20 protein-coding genes are annotated in these 19,259 nt (G+C 43.5%); 6 read left to right on the forward strand and 14 right to left on the reverse strand.

What is annotated here, in order from left to right; genetic code table 11:
• Both SFC25_RS07340 and SFC25_RS07345 read left to right on the forward strand, forming a co-directional pair.
• Positions 1-861, forward strand: coding sequence for an ABC transporter ATP-binding protein (locus SFC25_RS07340; protein ID WP_411214642.1), 861 nt, complete (start codon positions 1-3; stop codon positions 859-861).
• Positions 858-1,556: a hypothetical protein gene (locus SFC25_RS07345; RefSeq protein ID WP_411214643.1), complete on the forward strand. Its 699-nt coding sequence runs from the start codon at positions 858-860 to the stop codon at positions 1,554-1,556. The genes SFC25_RS07340 and SFC25_RS07345 overlap by 4 nt, the downstream gene beginning before the upstream one ends.
• On the opposite strand, the gene SFC25_RS07350 is transcribed toward SFC25_RS07345, so the two are convergent.
• The 4 genes from SFC25_RS07350 to SFC25_RS07365 all read right to left on the reverse strand — a co-directional run bounded on the left by SFC25_RS07350 (position 1,522) and on the right by SFC25_RS07365 (position 7,422).
• Positions 1,522-3,738 (reverse strand): ATP-dependent Clp protease ATP-binding subunit, encoded by a 2,217-nt coding sequence (locus SFC25_RS07350; RefSeq protein WP_411214644.1) that lies wholly within the window; start codon positions 3,736-3,738, stop codon positions 1,522-1,524. The two genes, SFC25_RS07345 and SFC25_RS07350, sit on opposite strands and share 35 nt — an antisense overlap.
• A 219-nt stretch (positions 3,739-3,957) precedes the next feature.
• Positions 3,958-5,538 (reverse strand): acyl-CoA synthetase MbcS, encoded by a 1,581-nt coding sequence (mbcS, locus tag SFC25_RS07355; RefSeq protein WP_411214645.1) that lies wholly within the window; start codon positions 5,536-5,538, stop codon positions 3,958-3,960.
• Between the two features lie 111 nt (positions 5,539-5,649).
• On the reverse strand, positions 5,650-6,522 hold the full coding sequence (locus SFC25_RS07360) for a DNA-3-methyladenine glycosylase family protein (RefSeq protein ID WP_411214646.1): 873 nt from the start codon (positions 6,520-6,522) through the stop codon (positions 5,650-5,652).
• A 12-nt stretch (positions 6,523-6,534) separates the two neighbouring features.
• Entirely contained in the window at positions 6,535-7,422 is an 888-nt protein-coding gene (locus SFC25_RS07365; protein WP_411214647.1) for a LysR family transcriptional regulator, read from the reverse strand.
• A 111-nt stretch (positions 7,423-7,533) separates the two neighbouring features.
• On the opposite strand from SFC25_RS07365, the gene SFC25_RS07370 reads away from it, so the two are divergent.
• Entirely contained in the window at positions 7,534-8,085 is a 552-nt protein-coding gene (locus tag SFC25_RS07370) for a flavodoxin family protein (RefSeq protein WP_411214648.1), read from the forward strand.
• 82 nt (positions 8,086-8,167) lie between these two features.
• Here SFC25_RS07370 and pdaA read toward each other — a convergent pair whose 3' ends face one another.
• From pdaA to SFC25_RS07390, 4 genes are all read right to left on the reverse strand, one after another.
• A complete protein-coding gene (pdaA, locus tag SFC25_RS07375) occupies positions 8,168-8,959 on the reverse strand; it encodes a delta-lactam-biosynthetic de-N-acetylase (protein WP_411214649.1) in 792 nt (263 codons plus the stop codon).
• A gap of 89 nt (positions 8,960-9,048) precedes the next feature.
• Positions 9,049-9,195 (reverse strand): SE1561 family protein, encoded by a 147-nt coding sequence (locus SFC25_RS07380; RefSeq protein ID WP_164072015.1) that lies wholly within the window; start codon positions 9,193-9,195, stop codon positions 9,049-9,051.
• A 53-nt stretch (positions 9,196-9,248) separates the two neighbouring features.
• The gene (locus tag SFC25_RS07385; protein ID WP_411214650.1) at positions 9,249-10,043 is read right to left on the reverse strand and encodes a YfkD famly protein; all 795 of its coding nucleotides are present in this window, start codon (positions 10,041-10,043) and stop codon (positions 9,249-9,251) included.
• Between the two features lie 63 nt (positions 10,044-10,106).
• The gene (locus tag SFC25_RS07390) at positions 10,107-10,502 is read right to left on the reverse strand and encodes an OsmC family protein (RefSeq protein WP_411214651.1); all 396 of its coding nucleotides are present in this window, start codon (positions 10,500-10,502) and stop codon (positions 10,107-10,109) included.
• A 142-nt stretch (positions 10,503-10,644) separates the two neighbouring features.
• Here SFC25_RS07390 and SFC25_RS07395 point away from each other — a divergent pair, with 142 nt between their 5' ends.
• Entirely contained in the window at positions 10,645-11,820 is a 1,176-nt protein-coding gene (locus tag SFC25_RS07395) for an MFS transporter (protein ID WP_411214652.1), read from the forward strand.
• 30 nt (positions 11,821-11,850) lie between these two features.
• Here SFC25_RS07395 and SFC25_RS07400 read toward each other — a convergent pair whose 3' ends face one another.
• From SFC25_RS07400 to SFC25_RS07410, 3 genes are read right to left on the reverse strand one after another with little or no spacing between them, the layout of a single operon-like run.
• Positions 11,851-12,540: an amino acid ABC transporter permease gene (locus tag SFC25_RS07400; RefSeq protein ID WP_411214653.1), complete on the reverse strand. Its 690-nt coding sequence runs from the start codon at positions 12,538-12,540 to the stop codon at positions 11,851-11,853.
• Positions 12,537-13,421, reverse strand: a complete 885-nt coding sequence (locus SFC25_RS07405; RefSeq protein ID WP_411214976.1) for a transporter substrate-binding domain-containing protein — start codon at positions 13,419-13,421, stop codon at positions 12,537-12,539. The genes SFC25_RS07400 and SFC25_RS07405 overlap by 4 nt, the downstream gene beginning before the upstream one ends.
• 23 nt (positions 13,422-13,444) lie before the next feature.
• Positions 13,445-14,326, reverse strand: coding sequence for a transporter substrate-binding domain-containing protein (locus tag SFC25_RS07410; protein WP_411214654.1), 882 nt, complete (start codon positions 14,324-14,326; stop codon positions 13,445-13,447).
• A gap of 241 nt (positions 14,327-14,567) precedes the next feature.
• On the opposite strand from SFC25_RS07410, the gene SFC25_RS07415 reads away from it, so the two are divergent.
• Positions 14,568-16,403, forward strand: a complete 1,836-nt coding sequence (locus tag SFC25_RS07415) for a heavy metal translocating P-type ATPase (RefSeq protein ID WP_411214655.1) — start codon at positions 14,568-14,570, stop codon at positions 16,401-16,403.
• A gap of 18 nt (positions 16,404-16,421) precedes the next feature.
• Here SFC25_RS07415 and SFC25_RS07420 read toward each other — a convergent pair whose 3' ends face one another.
• Genes SFC25_RS07420 through SFC25_RS07430 form a run of 3 tightly spaced genes read right to left on the reverse strand, consistent with a single transcriptional unit; the run spans position 16,422 to position 18,107 of the window.
• Positions 16,422-17,243: a YihY/virulence factor BrkB family protein gene (locus SFC25_RS07420; RefSeq protein WP_411214656.1), complete on the reverse strand. Its 822-nt coding sequence runs from the start codon at positions 17,241-17,243 to the stop codon at positions 16,422-16,424.
• A 37-nt stretch (positions 17,244-17,280) separates the two neighbouring features.
• Complete coding sequence (locus SFC25_RS07425; protein ID WP_411214657.1) at positions 17,281-17,628, reverse strand: hypothetical protein; 348 nt, start codon at positions 17,626-17,628, stop codon at positions 17,281-17,283.
• Positions 17,628-18,107, reverse strand: coding sequence for a low molecular weight protein-tyrosine-phosphatase (locus tag SFC25_RS07430; protein ID WP_411214658.1), 480 nt, complete (start codon positions 18,105-18,107; stop codon positions 17,628-17,630). The genes SFC25_RS07425 and SFC25_RS07430 overlap by 1 nt, the downstream gene beginning before the upstream one ends.
• Positions 18,108-18,232: 125 nt before the next feature.
• Between SFC25_RS07430 and SFC25_RS07435 the strand changes: the two genes are divergently transcribed.
• On the forward strand, positions 18,233-19,258 hold the full coding sequence (locus SFC25_RS07435; protein ID WP_411214659.1) for a S66 family peptidase: 1,026 nt from the start codon (positions 18,233-18,235) through the stop codon (positions 19,256-19,258).
• The last annotated feature ends 1 nt before the right edge of the window (position 19,259 follow it).

A 19,259-nucleotide genomic window follows, 5' to 3' on the forward strand; every position in this document is an offset into this window, starting at 1 on the left:
ATGACCATTGTAGCGGATAACCTGATAAAAAAATATAAAACTGCGACTGCCCTGAAAGGAATTGACCTTTACATCAAAGAACCAAAAATCTATGGTCTGCTAGGCAGAAACGGCGCTGGAAAAACGACTTTCATGCAGCTGCTGGCTGGCTATGACAAACCGTCAAGCGGAAAATTACACATCAATGGCATGAAACCTTTCGATAATCGAGCAGTTACTGAGAACGTCTGCTTGATCAAGGAAGCCGATAATTTCAAGAGAGATCTTACTGTGCATCAAGTACTGAAAATATCCTCCATGCTTTACTCTAACTGGGATAAGGAGCTTGCTGCTGACCTTCTGGAAGGATTCGACTTAGACAAAAAACGGCGAGTAAAAAACCTATCCAAAGGCATGGAGTCTGCTCTTGGCATCATTGTCGGCCTGGCAAGCAATGCCCCTATTACAATGTTGGATGAACCTTATATTGGACTGGACGCCGCATCTCGCGCTTATTTCTACGAAGTTCTGCTGGAAGAATACCAACGCAATCCCCGAATCATTATCTTGTCCACTCACTTAATAGATGAAGTCAGCAGTTTGTTTGAAGAAGTAATTATCTTTAATAAAGGTAATATCCTCCTGCATAAAAGTGCAGACGAACTCCGAGCTCAAAGCTTTTGCATCTCGGGACCAGCCGCACAGGTCAAAGCTTTTACGGATGGTAAAGAAGTCATTAAAGAAAAAAGCTTCGCAGGGTCGTCACAAGCATTTCTCCTATCCTCGGAAGCTCCTGCCTTGACAGGTGATCTCTCAGTCTCAGGTGTTCCGCTGCAAGATATGATGGTTCATTTAACAGAAAAAAGAGGTGCCCGTACATGATGAAACAAATACAAGCTTTACTCTACTTTTTTGCAGTCGATAGCAGACGTACCGTTACTATTTTCTGTTCCATCCTGCTGTTAAGCATCACAATTTTATCTGTTCTTGCTGTTTCCGTAGTAGATTTTATGTACATTACGATTACACTGCCAGCGTATATCTTCATGGTAATCTTCGGTTTCAGGACTATACAGGAGAGCCTTCCATTCGCTATTAAAAGAGGCATCACGAGAAAAAGTTATCATACAGCAGTTGGTGTTTTCATTTTGCTTATCAGTTTGGTAATGATCACTTTCCTTTTGGCGCTGCAATTGTTATTCCATGCTGTATATCAAGCTGCCAATATAACTAATATCCAAATCCTCCGCCCAATTAGTGCGAGCACCGAAATGAAAAGTATCCTGTATAGCTTGCCGCTTGATTTTGCTTTCCTATTATCCTTCTTTGCTGTCGGTCTTTTACTGGGGATCGTTATATATAAATTTGGTTTCCTCGGCGGAGCGATACTAGGTGGCATTGTCTTAATCGGAATAACTATCACACTAGCCAGCCGCGAACGTCTTGTCGACTTGTTCACTTGGATGCAGGACTTAGCTCTGCTTCCAGCATTCGGATTGATATGCGCAATCGCTATCGTTTCCTTTATGATAAGCTGGGTTTTCATCCGTACCAGCAGTTCCCAGCATACTGCATAAAAAAAAGAGGATTCATGCCTCCGGGCATGAATCCTCTTTTTTTTTTACTATCTACAGTAATTCGGTCATCAACCAAATCCACTACCATACTGCTTACATTATCTTGTTCAAGAATATAATCAGTTATCTTATCCTCTACTTGATCCTGGATGACACGACGCAATGGACGTGCACCGAATCGAGGATCATAGCCTTTTTTCGCAAGGAAGTGTTTCGCTGCTTCTGTCACTTCAAGCTGATAGCCTTCTTCTTGCAGGTTCTTCGTCAAATCGGTAAGCATAAGCTCAACGATTTGTACCAAATCTTCTTCTTTCAATGACTCAAAACTGATGATAGAATCAAAACGGTTCAAGAACTCTGGTTTGAAGTAAGCACCTAGTTTTTCAATGACGGATACAGCCTCATTGCTTGAGTTCGTAAAGCCGACGGAAATCTGTTTATCACCTGTACCAGCGTTGCTAGTCATGATGATCACAGTATCTTTGAAGCTCACTTTACGGCCTTGACTGTCAGTCAAATGACCATCTTCCATGATTTGCAGGAACATATGCTGTACATCAGGGTGTGCTTTCTCAATCTCATCCAAAAGGACGATAGTATATGGATTACGACGCACACGCTCTGTAAGCTGACCTGCTTCTTCATGTCCAACGTATCCTGGAGGAGAACCAATCAATTTCGCAACAGAATGACGTTCCATGTATTCGCTCATATCCAGACGGATGAAGGATTCGCGTGTGCCGAACATTTCTTCAGCCAACGCACGGGTTAGCTCTGTCTTACCAACACCAGTCGGTCCGACGAATAGGAAGGAACCAATTGGGCGCTGTTTGGATTTCAATCCAGCTCGGCTGCGGCGGATTGCTTTGGCAACTCGATCAACAGCCTGCTGCTGTCCGATGACTTTGCTGGATAGGTTAGCAGCCAAGTTTTTCATTTTATTTTGTTCTTCCGATTGGATCTTCGTCACAGGAATTCCAGTTTTCTCTTCCACAATCTGCTGAATAACTTCAACTGTTACTTCAGCTTTTTCTTCATTCTTTGGTTCTTCAAGCTTCTGTTCAAGCTGAATTTCTTCCTGGCGAAGATACGCCGCACGTTCATAATCCTCGCGTCCTGCAGCCTCTTCTTTCTCTTTCGCAATTTGAGCAAGACGAGTTTGAATGGCGTCTTCATCAGTTGTTACCGTTAGCAGGTTGATACGGGATCCAGCTTCGTCAAGCAAATCGATCGCTTTATCTGGCAAGAAGCGGTCTTGAATGTAACGCTGTGACAAGCTTACGCTCGCTTTAATCGCTTCTTCTGTGTAGGATACTTGATGGTATGTTTCATACTTCTCCTGCAGTCCTTGCAGAATCTCAACTGCCTGCTCTGCAGTCGGTTCTTTTACGATGACTGGCTGGAAACGGCGTTCAAGCGCTGCGTCTTTTTCGATTTGACGGTACTCTTTCAATGTTGTAGCACCAATCAGCTGCAGTTCTCCTCGAGCAAGTGCTGGTTTCAGGATGTTACCCGCGTCCATTTGGGAACCTTCAGCAGTACCAGCACCGACTAATAGATGAATCTCATCCACAAATAGAATGACATTCTTGCGCTGCTGCAATTCAGAAATAAGCTGTTTCATCTTTTCCTCGAATTGACCGCGCACACCAGTATTTGCAACCAGTGAAGCAACATCAAGCAAGTAAATTTCTTTATTTTGAAGCTTCACAGGTACATTGCCTTCAACGATCTGTAAAGCCAGTCCTTCTGCGATTGCTGTTTTACCTACCCCTGGTTCCCCAATTAGGACTGGATTGTTTTTATTGCGTCGGTTCAATGTCTCAATGACACGTCTGACTTCTTGCTCACGGCCGATGACTGGATCGATTAGACCAGCACGTGCTCCGTCAGTAAGGTTCTTACCGAGTGAATCAAGCAATCCTCCGCGACCGCGACCATTGCCGCCAGCTTGCGCTTGGCTGTTCGCACCGTTTTGGAAGCCGGATTGTGCTCCGCCAAAGATATTTTTAAAGAAATCATCCATTGTTCCGCCATTGGAAGCGAAACCTGCAGGATTTTTAGATTTATTTTTCATTTCATTATAGCAAGTATGGCAGAGCTGTAATTGCTGTTTTTGATTATTGAATTGCATTAACAAGTTCACGTTAGCTTCTCGTTCACCACAATGTTGGCATTTCATAATACAATTACCTCCCCAATAGGTTAAATTAGTTTATTGGTCAAGTGTCCGTTTTTGACTTTGACTATCTTTGACCTTGTGACTTTATTATAGTCTGACCTTCTTTGACTTTCAAGTGTTATGCTTTTATTTTTTTATATTTTTTTAGAAAAGTCATTTAGCCCGCTAAGTAAGGAAGAAATACAAAAAGCACCGCCTTTAGTAGGCGATGCTTCTGTTTTATTTTGCATTTTGTTTTTCTTGATTACGCAATTCAACGCGTCTGATTTTACCAGAAGAAGTCTTCGGCAGTTCTTTGACGAACTCAATCTTACGCGGATACTTGTAAGGTGCAGTCGTGTTCTTTACATGCGTCTGCAATTCCTTCACAAGATTCGGATCGTTCTCATCTACACCTTCACGCAGGATGACGAATGCTTTCACAACATTACCGCGGATTTCATCAGGGCTTGCAACGACAGCACATTCTGCAACAGCTGGATGTTTAACCAAAGCATCCTCTACCTCAAACGGCCCTATTGTATAGCCAGAGCTGATGATGATATCATCGCTGCGGCCTTCGAACCAGAAGTAGCCGTCTTCATCAACAGAAGCTTGGTCACCAGTGACAAAGTAGCCGTTGCGTTCCGCTTGCTTACGGCGTTCAGGTTCACGGAAATATGTTTTAAACAATGCAGGACTGTCGAGTTTCAAAGCGATGTCACCAACTTCACCTGTTTTAACACGATTACCGTCCTCATCGATTACAACAACTTCATTTCCTGGGGTCGGTTTACCCATAGAACCTGGTCTTGGTTCCATACCTTTCAAGATACCAAGCAGCAATGTGCTCTCTGTTTGTCCATAGCCATCACGTACAATGATGTTGAAGTGTTTCTGGAAGACATCAATTACTTCCCTATTCAATGGTTCACCTGCTGATACCGCACTATGCAGTGCACTCAAATTGTAGCTGCCAAGATCCGTTACTTTTGCCATCAGACGATATTCCGTCGGTGTACAGCAAAGTACGTTGATTTTGTAATCCTCCAATAGAGAAAGATACGTTTTTGCATCGAATCGTCCCATATATACGAAGCCTGTTGCACCTGTTCCTAAAACAGAAAGGAATGGGCTCCATACCCATTTCTGCCAGCCTGGCGCAGCTGTTGCCCATACGATATCTCCTTTGGAAGCAGACAGCCAGTTTTCTGCAGCTGTCCGTAAGTGAGCATATCCCCAGCCGTGTGTGTGGACCACACCTTTAGGGTTACCTGTCGTGCCACTTGTGTAGGACATCAATGCAACATCTTCTCTAGAAGTCTGTACTGTTTCCAGTTCCGCTGAAGCTGTCGCTTTGAGCTCCCCGAGATCCTCCCAGCCATCGACAGCTCCACCGACTGCAAGTTTGATTAAGCTATCTTGATTCTCAATGTCTGCAAATTGCGCTGTAAAGGCATGATAACTGATGATGCTCTTCACTTTTCCGTGATCGATACGATATTGCAAATCCTTCGTCTTCAGCATTTCGGAGCCAGGGATGATCACAAGTCCGAGCTTCAAGGCTGCTGCATAAATATGATACGCCTCAACGACACGCGGTACCATTACCAGTATCGCATCTCCTTTTTTCAAGCCCAGTTCTTTCAGAACATTACCTGTGCGGTTTACATCCTGGAATAACGTTTTATACGTTACTTCCTTCTTATTACCCGCCTCGTCCATCCAGATGAGCGCCTTACGATCTTCCTCTGTAACGAATCGCTCCATCTCATTAACGATGTTGTACTGCTCTGGTGCAATCAAATCTTTTCTTTCCATACTTACGCCTCCTAAATGGCTGCCTGTTTTAACTAATGCACTTATTATAGCAGACGGAAGCACGAGTTCCCAGTAATAATTGTTACCAAATTATAAAACTTGATATTAGTATCAGGTCTCAATACTTCTCCAAAGCGTCATAGTCGCATAACTGCGGTAAGGAGCCCATCTTTTTCCTCGCTCATGTATTACTGCTGGAGCAGGCTTTTCCGTGAGATTTTCATAGGATTTCAACGCATTTTGTACCCCGATATCAGCAGCTGGTAACAAGTCGGCACGCCCTAAACCAAACAGCATCCAGTTTTGCGCAGACCAGCTGCCAAGCCCCCGAATCTTCGTTAGCTCTGCAGCTATTCCCTCATTAGGTAAAGCAGCAAGCTGTGCAAGATCTAGCTTTCCTTCTATTATAAGACGGCTTGTATCAATGACATATTCAGCTTTTCTCTGTGAAAACTGCATCTTTCTTAGGTCTCCATACTCGAGGGAAGCAATTCTCCCCGGTGTGGGATAAAACCAGATATCATCCTCTATAGTTCCGAATCCTTCTACGAAGCGATTCGTTAGTGTGTAAGCAAACTTTAAATTCAACTGCTGATGGATGATTGTTTTCATCAGACAGTAGTATAGCTCAGTATCTTTTACGATAGGCGTTCCTGCATGTGCATAAAAAAGCTGCTCTAAATCAGATCCAACAAAATGAGCTGCAACTTCCGCAAGATCAATATCCCATTGAAGCCAGTTTTCTACCCAAGAAAGTATGGCTTCCTGTTTCGAGGAATTTGCAGAAGATACGTTGACAGTCGGCGAGGCAATTGTTCCGCTGAACTGGAGCACGACAATATGCCGCGATCCATCTTCCAATACAACTGGAAGCTTCACCACTTGCTCTTTGGTATCAACTATATTCAGCTGATCCATACTCCACCTTTTCATTAAGTAATGATAATCGTATGTATGCGTTCCGGTAAGCTGCTCTTCCCACATTAATAGCCTCTCCTATCCCACATGTCTTATCGTAAAATCAATGACATCCTTCATAACCTTCTTTAGTCGCTTATTCTTATGCCAAAGCAGTCTCGTTGTTGGCTGTTGAATTTGTACGTCTAATCGAACAGTACTCATTTCACCTGTTCGCAGCTCTTTTTCAACTGTCATGAGTGGCAGATATGATAAACCCAAACCGGCCATAACGCATTGTTTGATTGCTTCTATACTGCCAAATTCAATGATATTTTCTGGATGCAGATTCTGTCTTTGTAATGCTTGCTCCAATTCAGTTCGGTAGGCACAGCCCAACTCCGTTAAAATCAAAGGATGCTGCATTACCTCAGCTAAACTTGCTGATGGCTGCATTGTCAAAGGGTGGCTGGAAGCTCCAACCAAGACAATACTTTCTTTCAGAAGTGAGACAGATTCCATTAAATTGTGTGACTGTTCCTGATCCATGATAAATGCCAAATCCAATGTACCATCCTGGAGCATCTTCTCCGCAGTTTTACTTGAAGGTATAGGTTTCAAAATAACTTGTACTTGTGGATAATGCTCACGGATAAAGTGCAGCAGTGCAGGCAGGCGGTAGACACATTGACTTTCACAGGCACCGATTAGAAGTGTACCTCGCTCCTCCATTCCTTCTCCTAATTCCTCACGCATTTCATCATGCATGGCCAGCATTTTTTTCGCATAGGACTGCATTATCAGACCAGCTTCGGTTAAATATATCCGTTTACCGAGTCTTTGGAACAGATCAACTCCGTATTCCTTTTCTAGTGCTTTTATTTGTGCGGTAACGCTCGACTGAGCGTAATCCAGCAGTTGGGCTGTCTTGGTAAAGTTAAGTGTATCCGCCGCTACAGCAAAAGTCTTCAAGTGATTAATGTGCATATAATCCTCCTAAATCGCTTTTTCCGATCGTAATAATCAAATTATTCAGCTTTTCCTATATATGAGTGCAGTATACACTTTTAATATAAATATTGGAAAGGGCGTGATTGTTTGGCTATCGGATTAATCCTTGGCACCAGCCGTACTAAAAGCAATAGCAGAATACTGGCTGACGCACTTTTAAAAGGGACAGAACACCAAATACTCGACATCAATGAGATATCTCTGCTGGACTTTGAGGATTCTCGTCATGAGTCAGTACCCGTGTCACTTGATGAGAGCTCACAAACCTTAATGAACTTCTTACTGGAGCATAATGTCATCGTTATTGCTACACCTATTTATTGGTACGGCATACCCGGAAAATTAAAAGTGCTTCTCGATCGGCTTAGTCATGTTTTCAGACAGCCTGATTTCAAAAAGCAAAAACCAAGAGAGGTAATTATATTAGCAGTTGGTGGTGATCAGCCACGCATCAAAGGCTTACCCTTGATTTTACAGTTTCAGCATATATTCGATTTTGTCGATATTCCTTTTCAACATTATGTTTTGGCAGAAGGCAACAAACCTGGAGATGTAAGTTATGACCAAAGAGCGTTAGCGGAAGTAGCATGGCTGCGCGAATATATGATGAAAAGAGAAAACTATGAAGGACAAATCTAAGAAAACCTGGCAGGACTACTTCATGGAAATTGTTCATGCAATCATCCAAACAAAATAAAAAGCTGATCCAAATTGGATCAGCTTAAAATTGCGTAATTGCTTTCGGCAGAATATCTTGTTTAACCAAGTCGTCCAGCGTACGGAAGGAATATCCTTGTTTCTTCAGTTCAATAATCATTTTTTCCAATGCAACGGCATTATCCTCGGATACTGAATGCAGCAAAACGACTGCTCCCGGATGTATTTGGGCCATTACTTGATCATACGCATACTGCCAGCCTTTTTGTTCACCGGTTTTCCAATCTGCATAAGCGAGAGACCAGAATACGTTCGTATAGCCAAGATCTTCAGACCATTTCAGAGAACGGGCACTAAAGGTACCGCGGGGCGCCCGCAAATAGTGCATGTCTTCCTGATCCGTCAGCTCAGCAACAGCAGCTTCCAGCATCTCAAGCTCCTTCTGCATCTTTTCTTTGGACACCTTCGTCAAATCTGGGTGATGGTACGAGTGATTACCGACGATATGCCCCTCGTTGACCATCCGTTTTACCAGATCAGGTGCTGATGATACATAGTGACCTGTAATAAAGAAGGCGGCTGGTACATCGTGCTTTTTCAAAACATCAAGGATATCTCCTGTATACCCTTGTTCATAACCGTTATCAAAAGTGATATATACTGTTTTCTCACCTGAATCATCCAAATAATAGCTGTGATATTCATCTAAGAGCTGCTGGTATTTTCCGATTTCCGGTATACTGCCGTTCTTGCTCTTAACAAATCCCCAGCCATAGCTGACCGGACTTTCTGCAGAAACAAATGACGGTGTGACCAGCAGCAGACACAACAGCAGCATAAGTGATTTCCATCGCATTTGACACACTCTCCTTACGGATAGATTGTGCCAATTCCACTTCTCCTATGCGGTGTAAAAAATAGAAAAGACCGTGCATCTGCACGGTCTTACTTTAGTTTATTTTCCATTTCATCAAGCATCCGGAGCATTTCATCGATTTCCTCCAAGGAAGTCTCCTCCGGTTCGATGCTATCCAAATAATCCATGAATGCAGACAGACGCTGCTTCAAATCATCCACTTTACTCGTTGCCAAAATAAAACCCCTTTACCGCATTATCTGGCTCCAGTATACCACAGCGCTGTTCGTTATTGTACGTTGAAGGTGAAAGACAGATGATCTTGAATCGGAATCCAAGCTCCAATCCCCTGCTTTGTAACATTCTTAACAACAATCTGCTTTCTTGACCCTTTTAACTCCAGGTAAACTTCCCCGAAAGTGATCGTACCCTTTTCATTCACTGCAGGTGTATATGCAGTAAGAATCCCTGACTTATTCAAAGGCACTCCATAAGCATTTTCTTTATTCGTGCCTTTTCCTATTACCGTCTGGAAAGAAAGCGGAAGCTTTGTATTCTTTTGGGCCTGCTGCAGCATCATCAGTTTGATATCTCTGGGATTATCGATTTCAGCTGTCAATCCGCCCTTCACATAGCGCTCTTCCTGCTGTTCATAATTCATTTGCTTTGCTGATTCTCCACCTGCATTGCTCAGCTGATTTGTGTTCACTTTCTGATATTGCCAGTTTATATTTGTTTCTGCAGACTGGTATTCGAGCGGCCAATGTCCCATATAAATCATCCCTCGATATCCAATCGCGAGCGGAGATGGTTTCAACGTTGATTCATTGAGGATACGAATCAGTTCTGGATTCTGGATGACAATATCACTATCTTCCGTTAGTTCTCTGACAAGCTCACTTGGTTCAAGTACGATTTGATCCTTGTTGGAGTTCGGATAAGTATTTTCCTTTGAAATATTCAATACGTGGTTTGGTATTTCTGTATCTTTCTTCTGTACTTTCTCAGCTTTCCCGGCTAAGGAGAAAGGAAGAGTCAGCAACGTCAATGCCATGATTGCTATAAGGATTCTAGCGTATTTCATAAGAAAAGCCCCTGCCTTTCAGATTTTTTCCTAGTATCTGAAGCCAGGGGCTATCTTATACATTTAATAATGGTTCAAATGGATTACTTCCAATCTTTCTTCGATTTCGATACTATCCTTGACCGTTTGCACCATGGAACAGTTATTATGCGCAAGCTGGAGGTTCTTCTCCAACTGGCCTTTGTCCAGATGAAAACCGCGTACAACATAAGTCAGCGTTATCTTAGAAATACGATTAGCTGCCAGTTCATCCCGTTCCACCTCTGCTGACACTTCCATATCATCGATCTCCAGCCGCTGTTTCTCCATGATTTTACGAAAAACTGATGCACTGCAGCCTGCTATTGAGGAAACCATTAGCTGATAAGGCCGGATACCGAATTGCTCATTTCCGTCTATATCCAAAGTTTGATGTGGTAGTTCGATACGGAATCCATGCTGTTTCATTGTCAGCTTCAATTTCCTCATCCCCTTGCGAATTCTTTATGTGTTATATTCCCGCTTGGACGATTTTCTAACCTTCCTACGTACGATTGACCAATTCCAGGAAAAACTATACAGTAGGAGTGGGAAATCATCTTACATACAGGGGTATAGACATATGAGAAATGCATACAGCTTTTGGATTTTAGTCAGTATCGTCGCAGTCTCCGGTTTCAGTCAAGGGCTGCTGCTTCCGCTGATCGCCATCATATTCGAACAAGACGGTCTTTCTTCCTCCATGAATGGTTTAAATGCAGTTGCCATCTACATCGGGATTTTGCTCGTATCTCCTTTTATGGAAGCTCCGCTGCGGAAATTCGGTTATCGTCCAGTCATTATGGCAGGTGGGCTAATTGTCGTCGTGGCACTTCTCGCTTTTCCATTGTGGAAGTCATTTTGGTTTTGGTTTGTTCTGCGCCTTTTAATTGGGATTGGGGACAATGCCCTTCATTTTGGGACACAAACATGGATTACATCTTCGTCACCTGAGAAGGTGCGCGGTCGTAACATTTCTATCTATGGACTTTTCTTTGGGGTTGGATTTGCTGTCGGTCCGCTTATGACTTCACTTGTAAAAGTTTCAGAATCTTTGCCATTCATTTTATCTGGTGCGCTTTGCTTGATCGCTTGGTTCACTCTTTTCCAGCTGCGTAATGAGTTTCCAACAGAAGAAAACATGCAATCCGCACAGCAGCAAGGACTTCTGCAGCGGTTCGGTTCTACCTTGAAATATGCTTGGGTTGCTTTTTTGCCGCCGCTTGGCTATGGCTTTTTGGAATCTTCCTTGAACGGAAGTTTTCCGATTTATGGCTTGCGTCAGGATATCGGCGTATCAGAGGTTTCCATATTGCTTACCGGATTTGCCATCGGAGGAATCGTCTTTCAGATACCGCTTGGAATGCTCAGCGACAAGTTCGGCCGTAAGTACACATTGTTGACTGTTATATTGCTTGGGACAGTCTTTTTCGGAACAGCTGCTTTTACAGAACAGCATTACATTGCTCTGTTCATCTGTTTATTTGCAGCCGGTATGGTCTTAGGTTCCACCTTCTCACTTGGCATAAGCTATATGACTGATCTGACTCCCAGACATTTGCTGCCTACAGGTAATTTGCTTTGCAGTATTACTTTTAGTATCGGCAGTCTTGGTGGTCCTTATATTAGTGGTGTATTTATCGAAAAGATGCCAGACCTCAGTTTCTTCGTAATCATGACGGTCATCTTCGCCGGTATTTTTACAACACTGCTCGTCCATGCGATTTTTACCAAGCAAGCTGTAACCGCTGAACAGTAAAAGGGATGTGCCATATGGGCACATCCCTTTTTAATTGATATATCGGGAGAATCGCTTCTCCAGTCGTTCCTGGAAATAAGAAATGATGATACAAAGCGGCCAATACACAAGCGCCACCGTAATGTACATTGTCATGGAATCAAAGGTACGGCCAGCTACAATCTGGGCCTTCTGGAACATTTCCGGAACCGTAATAACTGCTGCCAAACTCGTCGCTTTCACCAAATCAAGGAACACATTAGTAAGTGGCGGCATCGCAACTCTTGCTGCTTGGGGCACGATAACCCGCGTCAATGTCTGCCAATAGTTAAGACCAAGCGCATAGGAGGACTCCCATTGGCCATAAGGAATACTGTTCAACGCCCCTCTATTCACTTCAGCAATATAAGCCGCACTATTTAACCCGAAAGCAAGTACGGCACAGGTGAAAGCATCCAGCCTGATCTGTACGACAGGCAATCCTTGATACAAGATGAACAAAAATACGAGTATCGGTGTCCCGCGCATAAAGGAAATATAAAACCTTGCAGGCCATCGAAGGAAAAAGAATCGGGAACTGCGGCCAACCGCCAGGAAGAAACCAAGGAGCAAACCCATTCCCATACCTGCGAAAGCAACCGCTATCGTCATCGGCAATCCTTCAAGTATGAAGGGAAGGTTCTCCCATGCTAATTCTGCATCAAAGAATTTACCTATATCCACCAATTCGAATGGTATCATTTCTCTTCTTCCTGCTGTTGCTCCAATACTTCATCTATAGTTGGAATATCTTCATCCGGCTGCTTCGAAACATCGGCACCACCAAAGAATTCCTCTGATAGCTTCGTTAATGTACCGTCTTCTCTCATTTCACTGAGAACCTTGTCCACTTGTTTCTTTAATTCTGTAGCATCCTTCGGCATGATTGCAGCATTAGCTGTTTCATCAAATTTAAAATCAGGATGAATGGTAATGTTAAAGTCCGGGAAGGCTTGCAGCGCCAATGACTGCAAATAAAAATCATTAATGATCAAATCCGTCCTTCCATTATCAACATCACGCAAATACACATCGTTTGTAGTATTACCGTACGCTACTACTTCAGCACCTAATTCCTCAGCAATTTCACTATAGCCAGTTGTTGCCTCACCGCCTGCTTTCTTGCCTTTCAAATCTTCCAGGGAATTGATGCCGGAAAGGTCATCTTTACGCACAATCATGGTTGTGTAGGAATATTTGTACGGCTCACTATATGCGAATTTTTCTTTCCGCTCATCCGTCACACCAATATCATTTGCCGCAAGATCAACTCGTCCATTCTGAACCGAAGCGAGCATGTTATTGAAATCAGATGTCTTGAATTCCACTTCCAAATCAAGGCGTTTCGCGATTTCCTTGATGACCTCTACATCATATCCAGTAATATCATCTGAACCTTCCGGATAGTAGCTTGCCGGGTACAAAGTGCCGGAAGTTCCAACCGTGATTTTCCCGGAGTCCTGAATAGCTTCCCATACTTTATCTTCTGAAGCCTGCTCTGCATTATCATTATCAGAAGAACCGCAAGCACTTAAAACAAGGATCACCAGCAAGCTGCAAAATACAAGTAATTGTTTTTTCATCATGATGTTTCTCCTTTACCGAATCACTTATTAGCTTCTTGTTCCAACAGTTCATCCACTGTCGGCAACTCTTCGTCTGGCTTTTCGGAAACATCCGCTCCGCCATAATATTCCTCTGACAGCTTAGTCAGCGTACCATCTTCCCGCATTTCGTTGAGAGCCTTGTCCATTTGTTTTTTCAGCTCTGGGGCATCCTTTGAAAGAATCGCACCTTGTTCAATTTGGTCAAACTTGAAATCAGGATGAATCATGATGTTGAAATCAGGAAAAGCCTGCAAAGCCAAAGATTGTAAGTAATAGTCATTGATGATTAAATCTGTCCGGCCATTATCCACATCGCGCAAGTACACATCATTTGTTGCATTGCTATATGTCACAACCTCTGCTCCAAGCTGCTCTGCAACCTTGCTGTGATTTGTTGATGCTTCTCCACCAGCACGTTTTCCTTTTAAATCAGCCAAGCTGTGGATACCAGATAAATCATCTTTTCGTACGATCATGGACGTATAGGAATATTTATACGGCTCTGTGAAAGCAAATTGTTCTTTTCTTTCGTCGGTGATCTCAATATCATTTGCCGCAACGTCTATTCTGCCGTTTTGTACAGAAGCAAGCATGTTGTTAAAATCGGATGTTTTGAATTCCACTTCCAAGTCAAGACGCTTTGCGATCTCCTTCATCACTTCCACGTCATATCCTGTAAGTTCATCAGATCCATCAGGATAATAAGAAGCTGCAAATAAAGTACCGGATGTACCAACGACGAGTTTACCGGACTCTTGAATCTTCTCCCATGTCTTATCATTGCCAGCGCTTTCAGAGTTGCCATCACCATTGGTTCCACAAGCCCCTAAAAGAAGCACAATTACAAATAAGCTACATATAATACCTAATCTTTTCCCCACGAAGTAACACACTCTCCCCTTGTTTTATTTTCATATATCCTAAAAGATAACAGGTAACCGTTATTATTTCAATATTTTTCTGAACTGTTTCAGTTTAAAAATCAAACTGTTATATACATATGCAAAATTTATTATTTATTTATATTGATTTTAATCTAGCTATAGAATATAGTGTAATTAATATTAAATTGTAATTATTATAAACAAGCTACATATACATTAATAAGGAGGTCATACAAATTTGAGAAAACACTTAGAACTAATCGCTGCTTTATTTAGTGGTGCCCTAATACTCATCACCTATTTCAGTTTTCACGGAACAGAAGCTGCGCCTTTCCTTTATGTTGCAGCTTACCTCATTGGCGGGTTCTTCAAAGCGAAGGAAGGTATAACAGAAACGATTACGGAACGAAAGCTTAACGTGGAAATGCTGATGATTTTAGCCGCCATAGGGGCTGCTATAATTGGCCATTGGCTGGAAGGTGCATTGCTCATTTTCATTTTCGCCCTTTCCGGGGCTCTGGAAACGTACACGGAGAATAAAAGCAGTCAGGAATTGCGCGCCTTGCTATCCCTTCGGCCAAATGAAGCGGCCAGATTGACGGCCGCTGGGAAGGAGAGCGTTCCTGTTAATGAACTGCAAGTAGACGATCGTATCATCGTGCTGCCAGGAGAACGTATTCCGGTTGATGGAATCATCCTCAAAGGAACAACCAGCATTGATGAAAGTGCTATTACCGGAGAAGGTATACCGGTAACAAAGACGGAAGGACAAGAAGTTTTCGCCAGCACCGTCAATAGCAGCGCAGTTTTGGAAATCCGTGTCACTAAGCCTGCGGATGAGACATTGTTTCAGCGAATCATCACGATGGTGCAAACAGCTCAGGAACAAAAATCACCCGCCCAGCATTTCATTGAGCGATTCGAAGGTCCATATGTCAAAACAGTCCTGCTGCTAGTCCTGCTCGTCATCCTGGTGCCGCCTTTTATAACGAATTGGTCATTTACCGAGTCCTTCTATCGCGCCATGATCCTGCTTGTCGTTGCTTCTCCTTGTGCACTGGTAGCTTCGGTCATGCCAGCGACCTTATCGGCTATTTCGAAAGGTGCGAGAAACGGGATTTTAGTCAAAGGTGGTTCACATCTGGAAACACTCGGACAAGTAAAAGCTGTAGCTTTCGATAAAACAGGCAGCTTAACAGTCGGAAAACCATCTGTTACCGATTTCCTTGTCAGTGATACTGCTGAAGCATCCTATGTGCTGCAAGCAGCTTATGCTATACAGTCCCAGTCTTCACACCCTTTGGCTAAAGCTATTGCCGCATATGCACATACTGATAGCATAAAACCAGCAGAACAAGTAATGGATAGAGCTGGTCAGGGGATGGATGGGATATGGCAAGGACAGAAATGGCGGATCGGAAAAGCTACTTATATGAAAAAACCAGCGGACCAAGGATTAATGGACAAAGCTCAAGTATTGGCAACTGAAGGGAAATCAATTGTTTATATCGAAAACGAACAAGGAGTAGCCGGTGTATTTGCTCTTCAGGACACGATCAGACCAGAAACCAAAGCTGCTATCCGTTCTTTATCCAAACTGGGCATTTCCACTATCATGCTCACTGGCGATAACGATCAGACTGCAAAGGCCATCGCCAAAGAAGCGGGTATCACGACGTACCGTGCCAACTGTCTGCCTGATGAGAAGGTTTCGGAAATAAAAGCATTGGAAAGAAGCTATGGAACAATTGCCATGGTAGGAGACGGAATCAATGACGCCCCCGCCCTTGCTACTGCGCATGTTGGAATCGCAATGGGACATGGGTCTGATGCAGCACTGGAGACTGCTGATATGGTTCTCATTAAAAACGATTTAGGTAAACTAACTGACGCCATCAAGCTGTCGAAGCGCATGCGCAGGATCATTATACAAAACGTCATCTTTTCCGTCTCTGTCATTCTGTTGCTCATACTGGCGAATATCAGTCAATATCTTGGGTTGCCCCTTGGCGTCGTCGGACATGAGGGCAGCACCATTTTAGTCATATTGAATGGTCTGCGGCTGTTAAGGTAAAAAAAAGCGGCGCCCTTATCAGGCAGCCGCTTTATTTTTTTTCCGCTCATCCAGCATGGCATTGATCTCTCCGCCGGTGATGATGATGATGCCGGAGAGATAGAACCAAATCATCAGGACAATGACTGCCCCAAGAGATCCATAGGTTGCGGAATAATTACCGAAGTTATCAACATAAAAGGAGAATAACAGGGATGCAATCATCCAGCCGATTGCCGCAAAGGCCGCACCGACCATGGATTCTTTGATTGAGATTTTTTTACTTGGTGCCAGTATATACAGTGCAAGCAGTACAATAAAGAATATTACAAACGAAATCACCCATCGTAATGCTCCCCACACAGTCAGGAATCCTTCATCCAATCCGAAAATGGAGAAAATGTAAAGGCCGATAGATTTTCCAAATATCGGCAATAGAAATGCAACTGCGATGACTAGCACCATAGCGATGGTCAGCACTACGGCTACTCCTCTTGCTACGATGAAGGATCGCTCCTCATTGACATCGTATGCCTTATTCAATGCTCGGATGATAGCATTGACACCATTTGATGCGGACCAGAGTGTTGCTAAAATACCAATGGACAATAGTCCACCGTTGCGCTCATTTACCAGTCCTGTAATATTTTCTTCCAATAAATCCATGGTTGATTCAGGTGCGAACGTTGATAATGTATCCATGATATCTTGCTGGCTGACCGGCAAGAATGCAATCAAGGACACAAGAAAGATAATAAATGGAAATAGTGATAGCAGTAAAAAATAAGCCAGCTGGGCAGCCAAGCCAGTCACCTCATCATTACTGACCCGCTGCCCAAGCTGTTTCAGAAAGCTCCCCATGGTTTCTCCTCCTTCTCTCTCTAAAGCTGCCTTTTGTTTATCTGGCTGCTACTGTAGTACCGCTGCTTGCCAATTGTTTTGGACGCTGTCCGGCTGGCAGTTCAATTTGATCATCCAACTTGCTCACCTTTTGCAAGGCATGCTGGACTTCCTCAAGCCCTCTCAAGCCCTTGTCGGCTGATGTGGATAAACTCGTTGCCACACGGGCATAGGAAGTTTTGACATCATCCATTAAAACGCCAGGATTTCGGAGGTAGAACATTGCTTCAGAACCGGCACGCATCAAATTGCCTCGTACATGCGTCCTTGTCTGTGCATCACATAAAGAAATCAAGCCGCCGACTGTAGCACCAATAGTTAAACCTAACGTGAATTTACTTTTCATCAAACCGGCTCCTTCCATTGTGTATGTTGTTTTATTGTCTCGCACAATTCCGCACACCCAGCCTCGAGCATCTCATAAACAGCTTCAAATTCATCAGTAAAGAATGGATCCTCGATATCCTCTCCAGCACGCTCTGGGATAAAATCTGAGAACAGCTGATAACGGGAGCTATAAGCAGGAGCTATAGCTGATAAATCCTGCATATTAAGATGATCCATCACAATGATATAATCATATGCTTCCAAGCATTCTTTCTGGACTTGCTTCGCCAGATGATTATCCATCGCAATGCCCTTTTGTCCGAGAAGCTCACGAGCAGAAGGATGCATTTCCTTGCCTTCATGCCAGCGGCCGATACCAGCTGAATCGACAGTAATAAACTCGGATATTCCTGCTTCCGCTATATGCTTGCGGAAAATCGCCTCAGCCATCGGCGAGCGGCAGATGTTGCCTAAAGAAATAAACAACACATTTATCATTCACTCAACTCCTTCGTTTTATAAATGTGAAAATGTGCGAATGTCTGGTATTCCATTCCCCTTGGAACAACGATTCAAACGGCATAGTACGCATGCTATAATATGGAAAAGAAAGGGTGAAACCATTGACGACAACCTATCCAAGCGCTTTGACCCCCAATTCCACCTTTGCAATTACTGCTCCTTCCAGCGGGGTTCCTGCTCCTCTGCATCCAAAAATACATAAAGCTAAAAGTCAACTGGAAAAACTTGGTGCATATGTTGTAATTGGCGAAACAGTCTGGACACAGCAAGCTGCTAGAAGCAGCTCCGCTGAAACTCGAGCAAACGAGTTAATGACTTATTTTACTGATCCTGAAGTTGATGCCATCATGCCTCCATGGGGCGGAGAACTGCTTGTTCAGGTATTGCCTAAGCTGGATTGGGACAAGCTAATCAACAGTCAGCCTACATGGCTTATTGGTTATTCCGACACAAGCACACTTCTTTGCAGCTATACACTCCAGACACATTTTGCCTCTGCGCATGCAACGAATTTCTTTGATTTGAATATGGAATCACTCGATGAAACGACAAAGCAATGGCATAAGATACTATCTGCACCGTCCCGCAAGCACCTTGTTCAGTACTCCTCGCCTATGTATCAATCTTCATGGGATGCGCTATTTGATCAAGATAATCCTGAAGGTTTTGATTTGGACACGAAAACAGAATGGAGATCCACGGCAGGTAAAGCTGTCTCCTTTACTGGCCGCTTAATCGGCAGCTGTCTGAATACATTGACCGTTATCGCTGGTACAAAATATGCACCCATCGAGGAATGGCGGGAATCTTTCGAAGAACACACAATCGTCTACCTGGAATGGTTGGATTGGGGTACAGCAGAAACCTACCGGAATCTTTGGCATCTGAAGGAGCACGGCTGGTTCGATGGAGCCAGTGGTTTGCTATTCGACAGGCCTGCTAGAAGTACTTCTACTGAGGATTTTGATGCCGAACAGATGATTCATGAATTTGCAGATGAAATTGGATTGCCGATTATTTACGATGCTGATATCGGGCACATGCCGCCGCAGTTCACACTCATCAATGGCGGATTGGCAACTGTAACCTATGCAGATGGCAAAGGGACATTAACTTATCTGGAATAAA

Source organism: Terribacillus saccharophilus (assembly GCF_046592595.1).
Classification (GTDB): domain Bacteria; phylum Bacillota; class Bacilli; order Bacillales; family Amphibacillaceae; genus Terribacillus; species Terribacillus saccharophilus_C.

Coding starts and splice junctions, on each gene's coding strand:
- SFC25_RS07340 (WP_411214642.1), top strand. CDS start 1: ATGACCATTGTAGCGGATAACCTGATAAAAAAATATAAAACTGCGACT.
- SFC25_RS07345 (WP_411214643.1), top strand. CDS start 858: ATGATGAAACAAATACAAGCTTTACTCTACTTTTTTGCAGTCGATAGC.
- SFC25_RS07350 (WP_411214644.1), bottom strand. CDS start 3,738: ATGAAATGCCAACATTGTGGTGAACGAGAAGCTAACGTGAACTTGTTA.
- mbcS (WP_411214645.1), bottom strand. CDS start 5,538: ATGGAAAGAAAAGATTTGATTGCACCAGAGCAGTACAACATCGTTAAT.
- SFC25_RS07360 (WP_411214646.1), bottom strand. CDS start 6,522: ATGTGGGAAGAGCAGCTTACCGGAACGCATACATACGATTATCATTAC.
- SFC25_RS07365 (WP_411214647.1), bottom strand. CDS start 7,422: ATGCACATTAATCACTTGAAGACTTTTGCTGTAGCGGCGGATACACTT.
- pdaA (WP_411214649.1), bottom strand. CDS start 8,959: ATGCGATGGAAATCACTTATGCTGCTGTTGTGTCTGCTGCTGGTCACA.
- SFC25_RS07385 (WP_411214650.1), bottom strand. CDS start 10,043: ATGAAATACGCTAGAATCCTTATAGCAATCATGGCATTGACGTTGCTG.
- SFC25_RS07395 (WP_411214652.1), top strand. CDS start 10,645: ATGAGAAATGCATACAGCTTTTGGATTTTAGTCAGTATCGTCGCAGTC.
- SFC25_RS07400 (WP_411214653.1), bottom strand. CDS start 12,540: ATGATACCATTCGAATTGGTGGATATAGGTAAATTCTTTGATGCAGAA.
- SFC25_RS07405 (WP_411214976.1), bottom strand. CDS start 13,421: ATGAAAAAACAATTACTTGTATTTTGCAGCTTGCTGGTGATCCTTGTT.
- SFC25_RS07420 (WP_411214656.1), bottom strand. CDS start 17,243: ATGGGGAGCTTTCTGAAACAGCTTGGGCAGCGGGTCAGTAATGATGAG.
- SFC25_RS07425 (WP_411214657.1), bottom strand. CDS start 17,628: ATGAAAAGTAAATTCACGTTAGGTTTAACTATTGGTGCTACAGTCGGC.
- SFC25_RS07430 (WP_411214658.1), bottom strand. CDS start 18,107: ATGATAAATGTGTTGTTTATTTCTTTAGGCAACATCTGCCGCTCGCCG.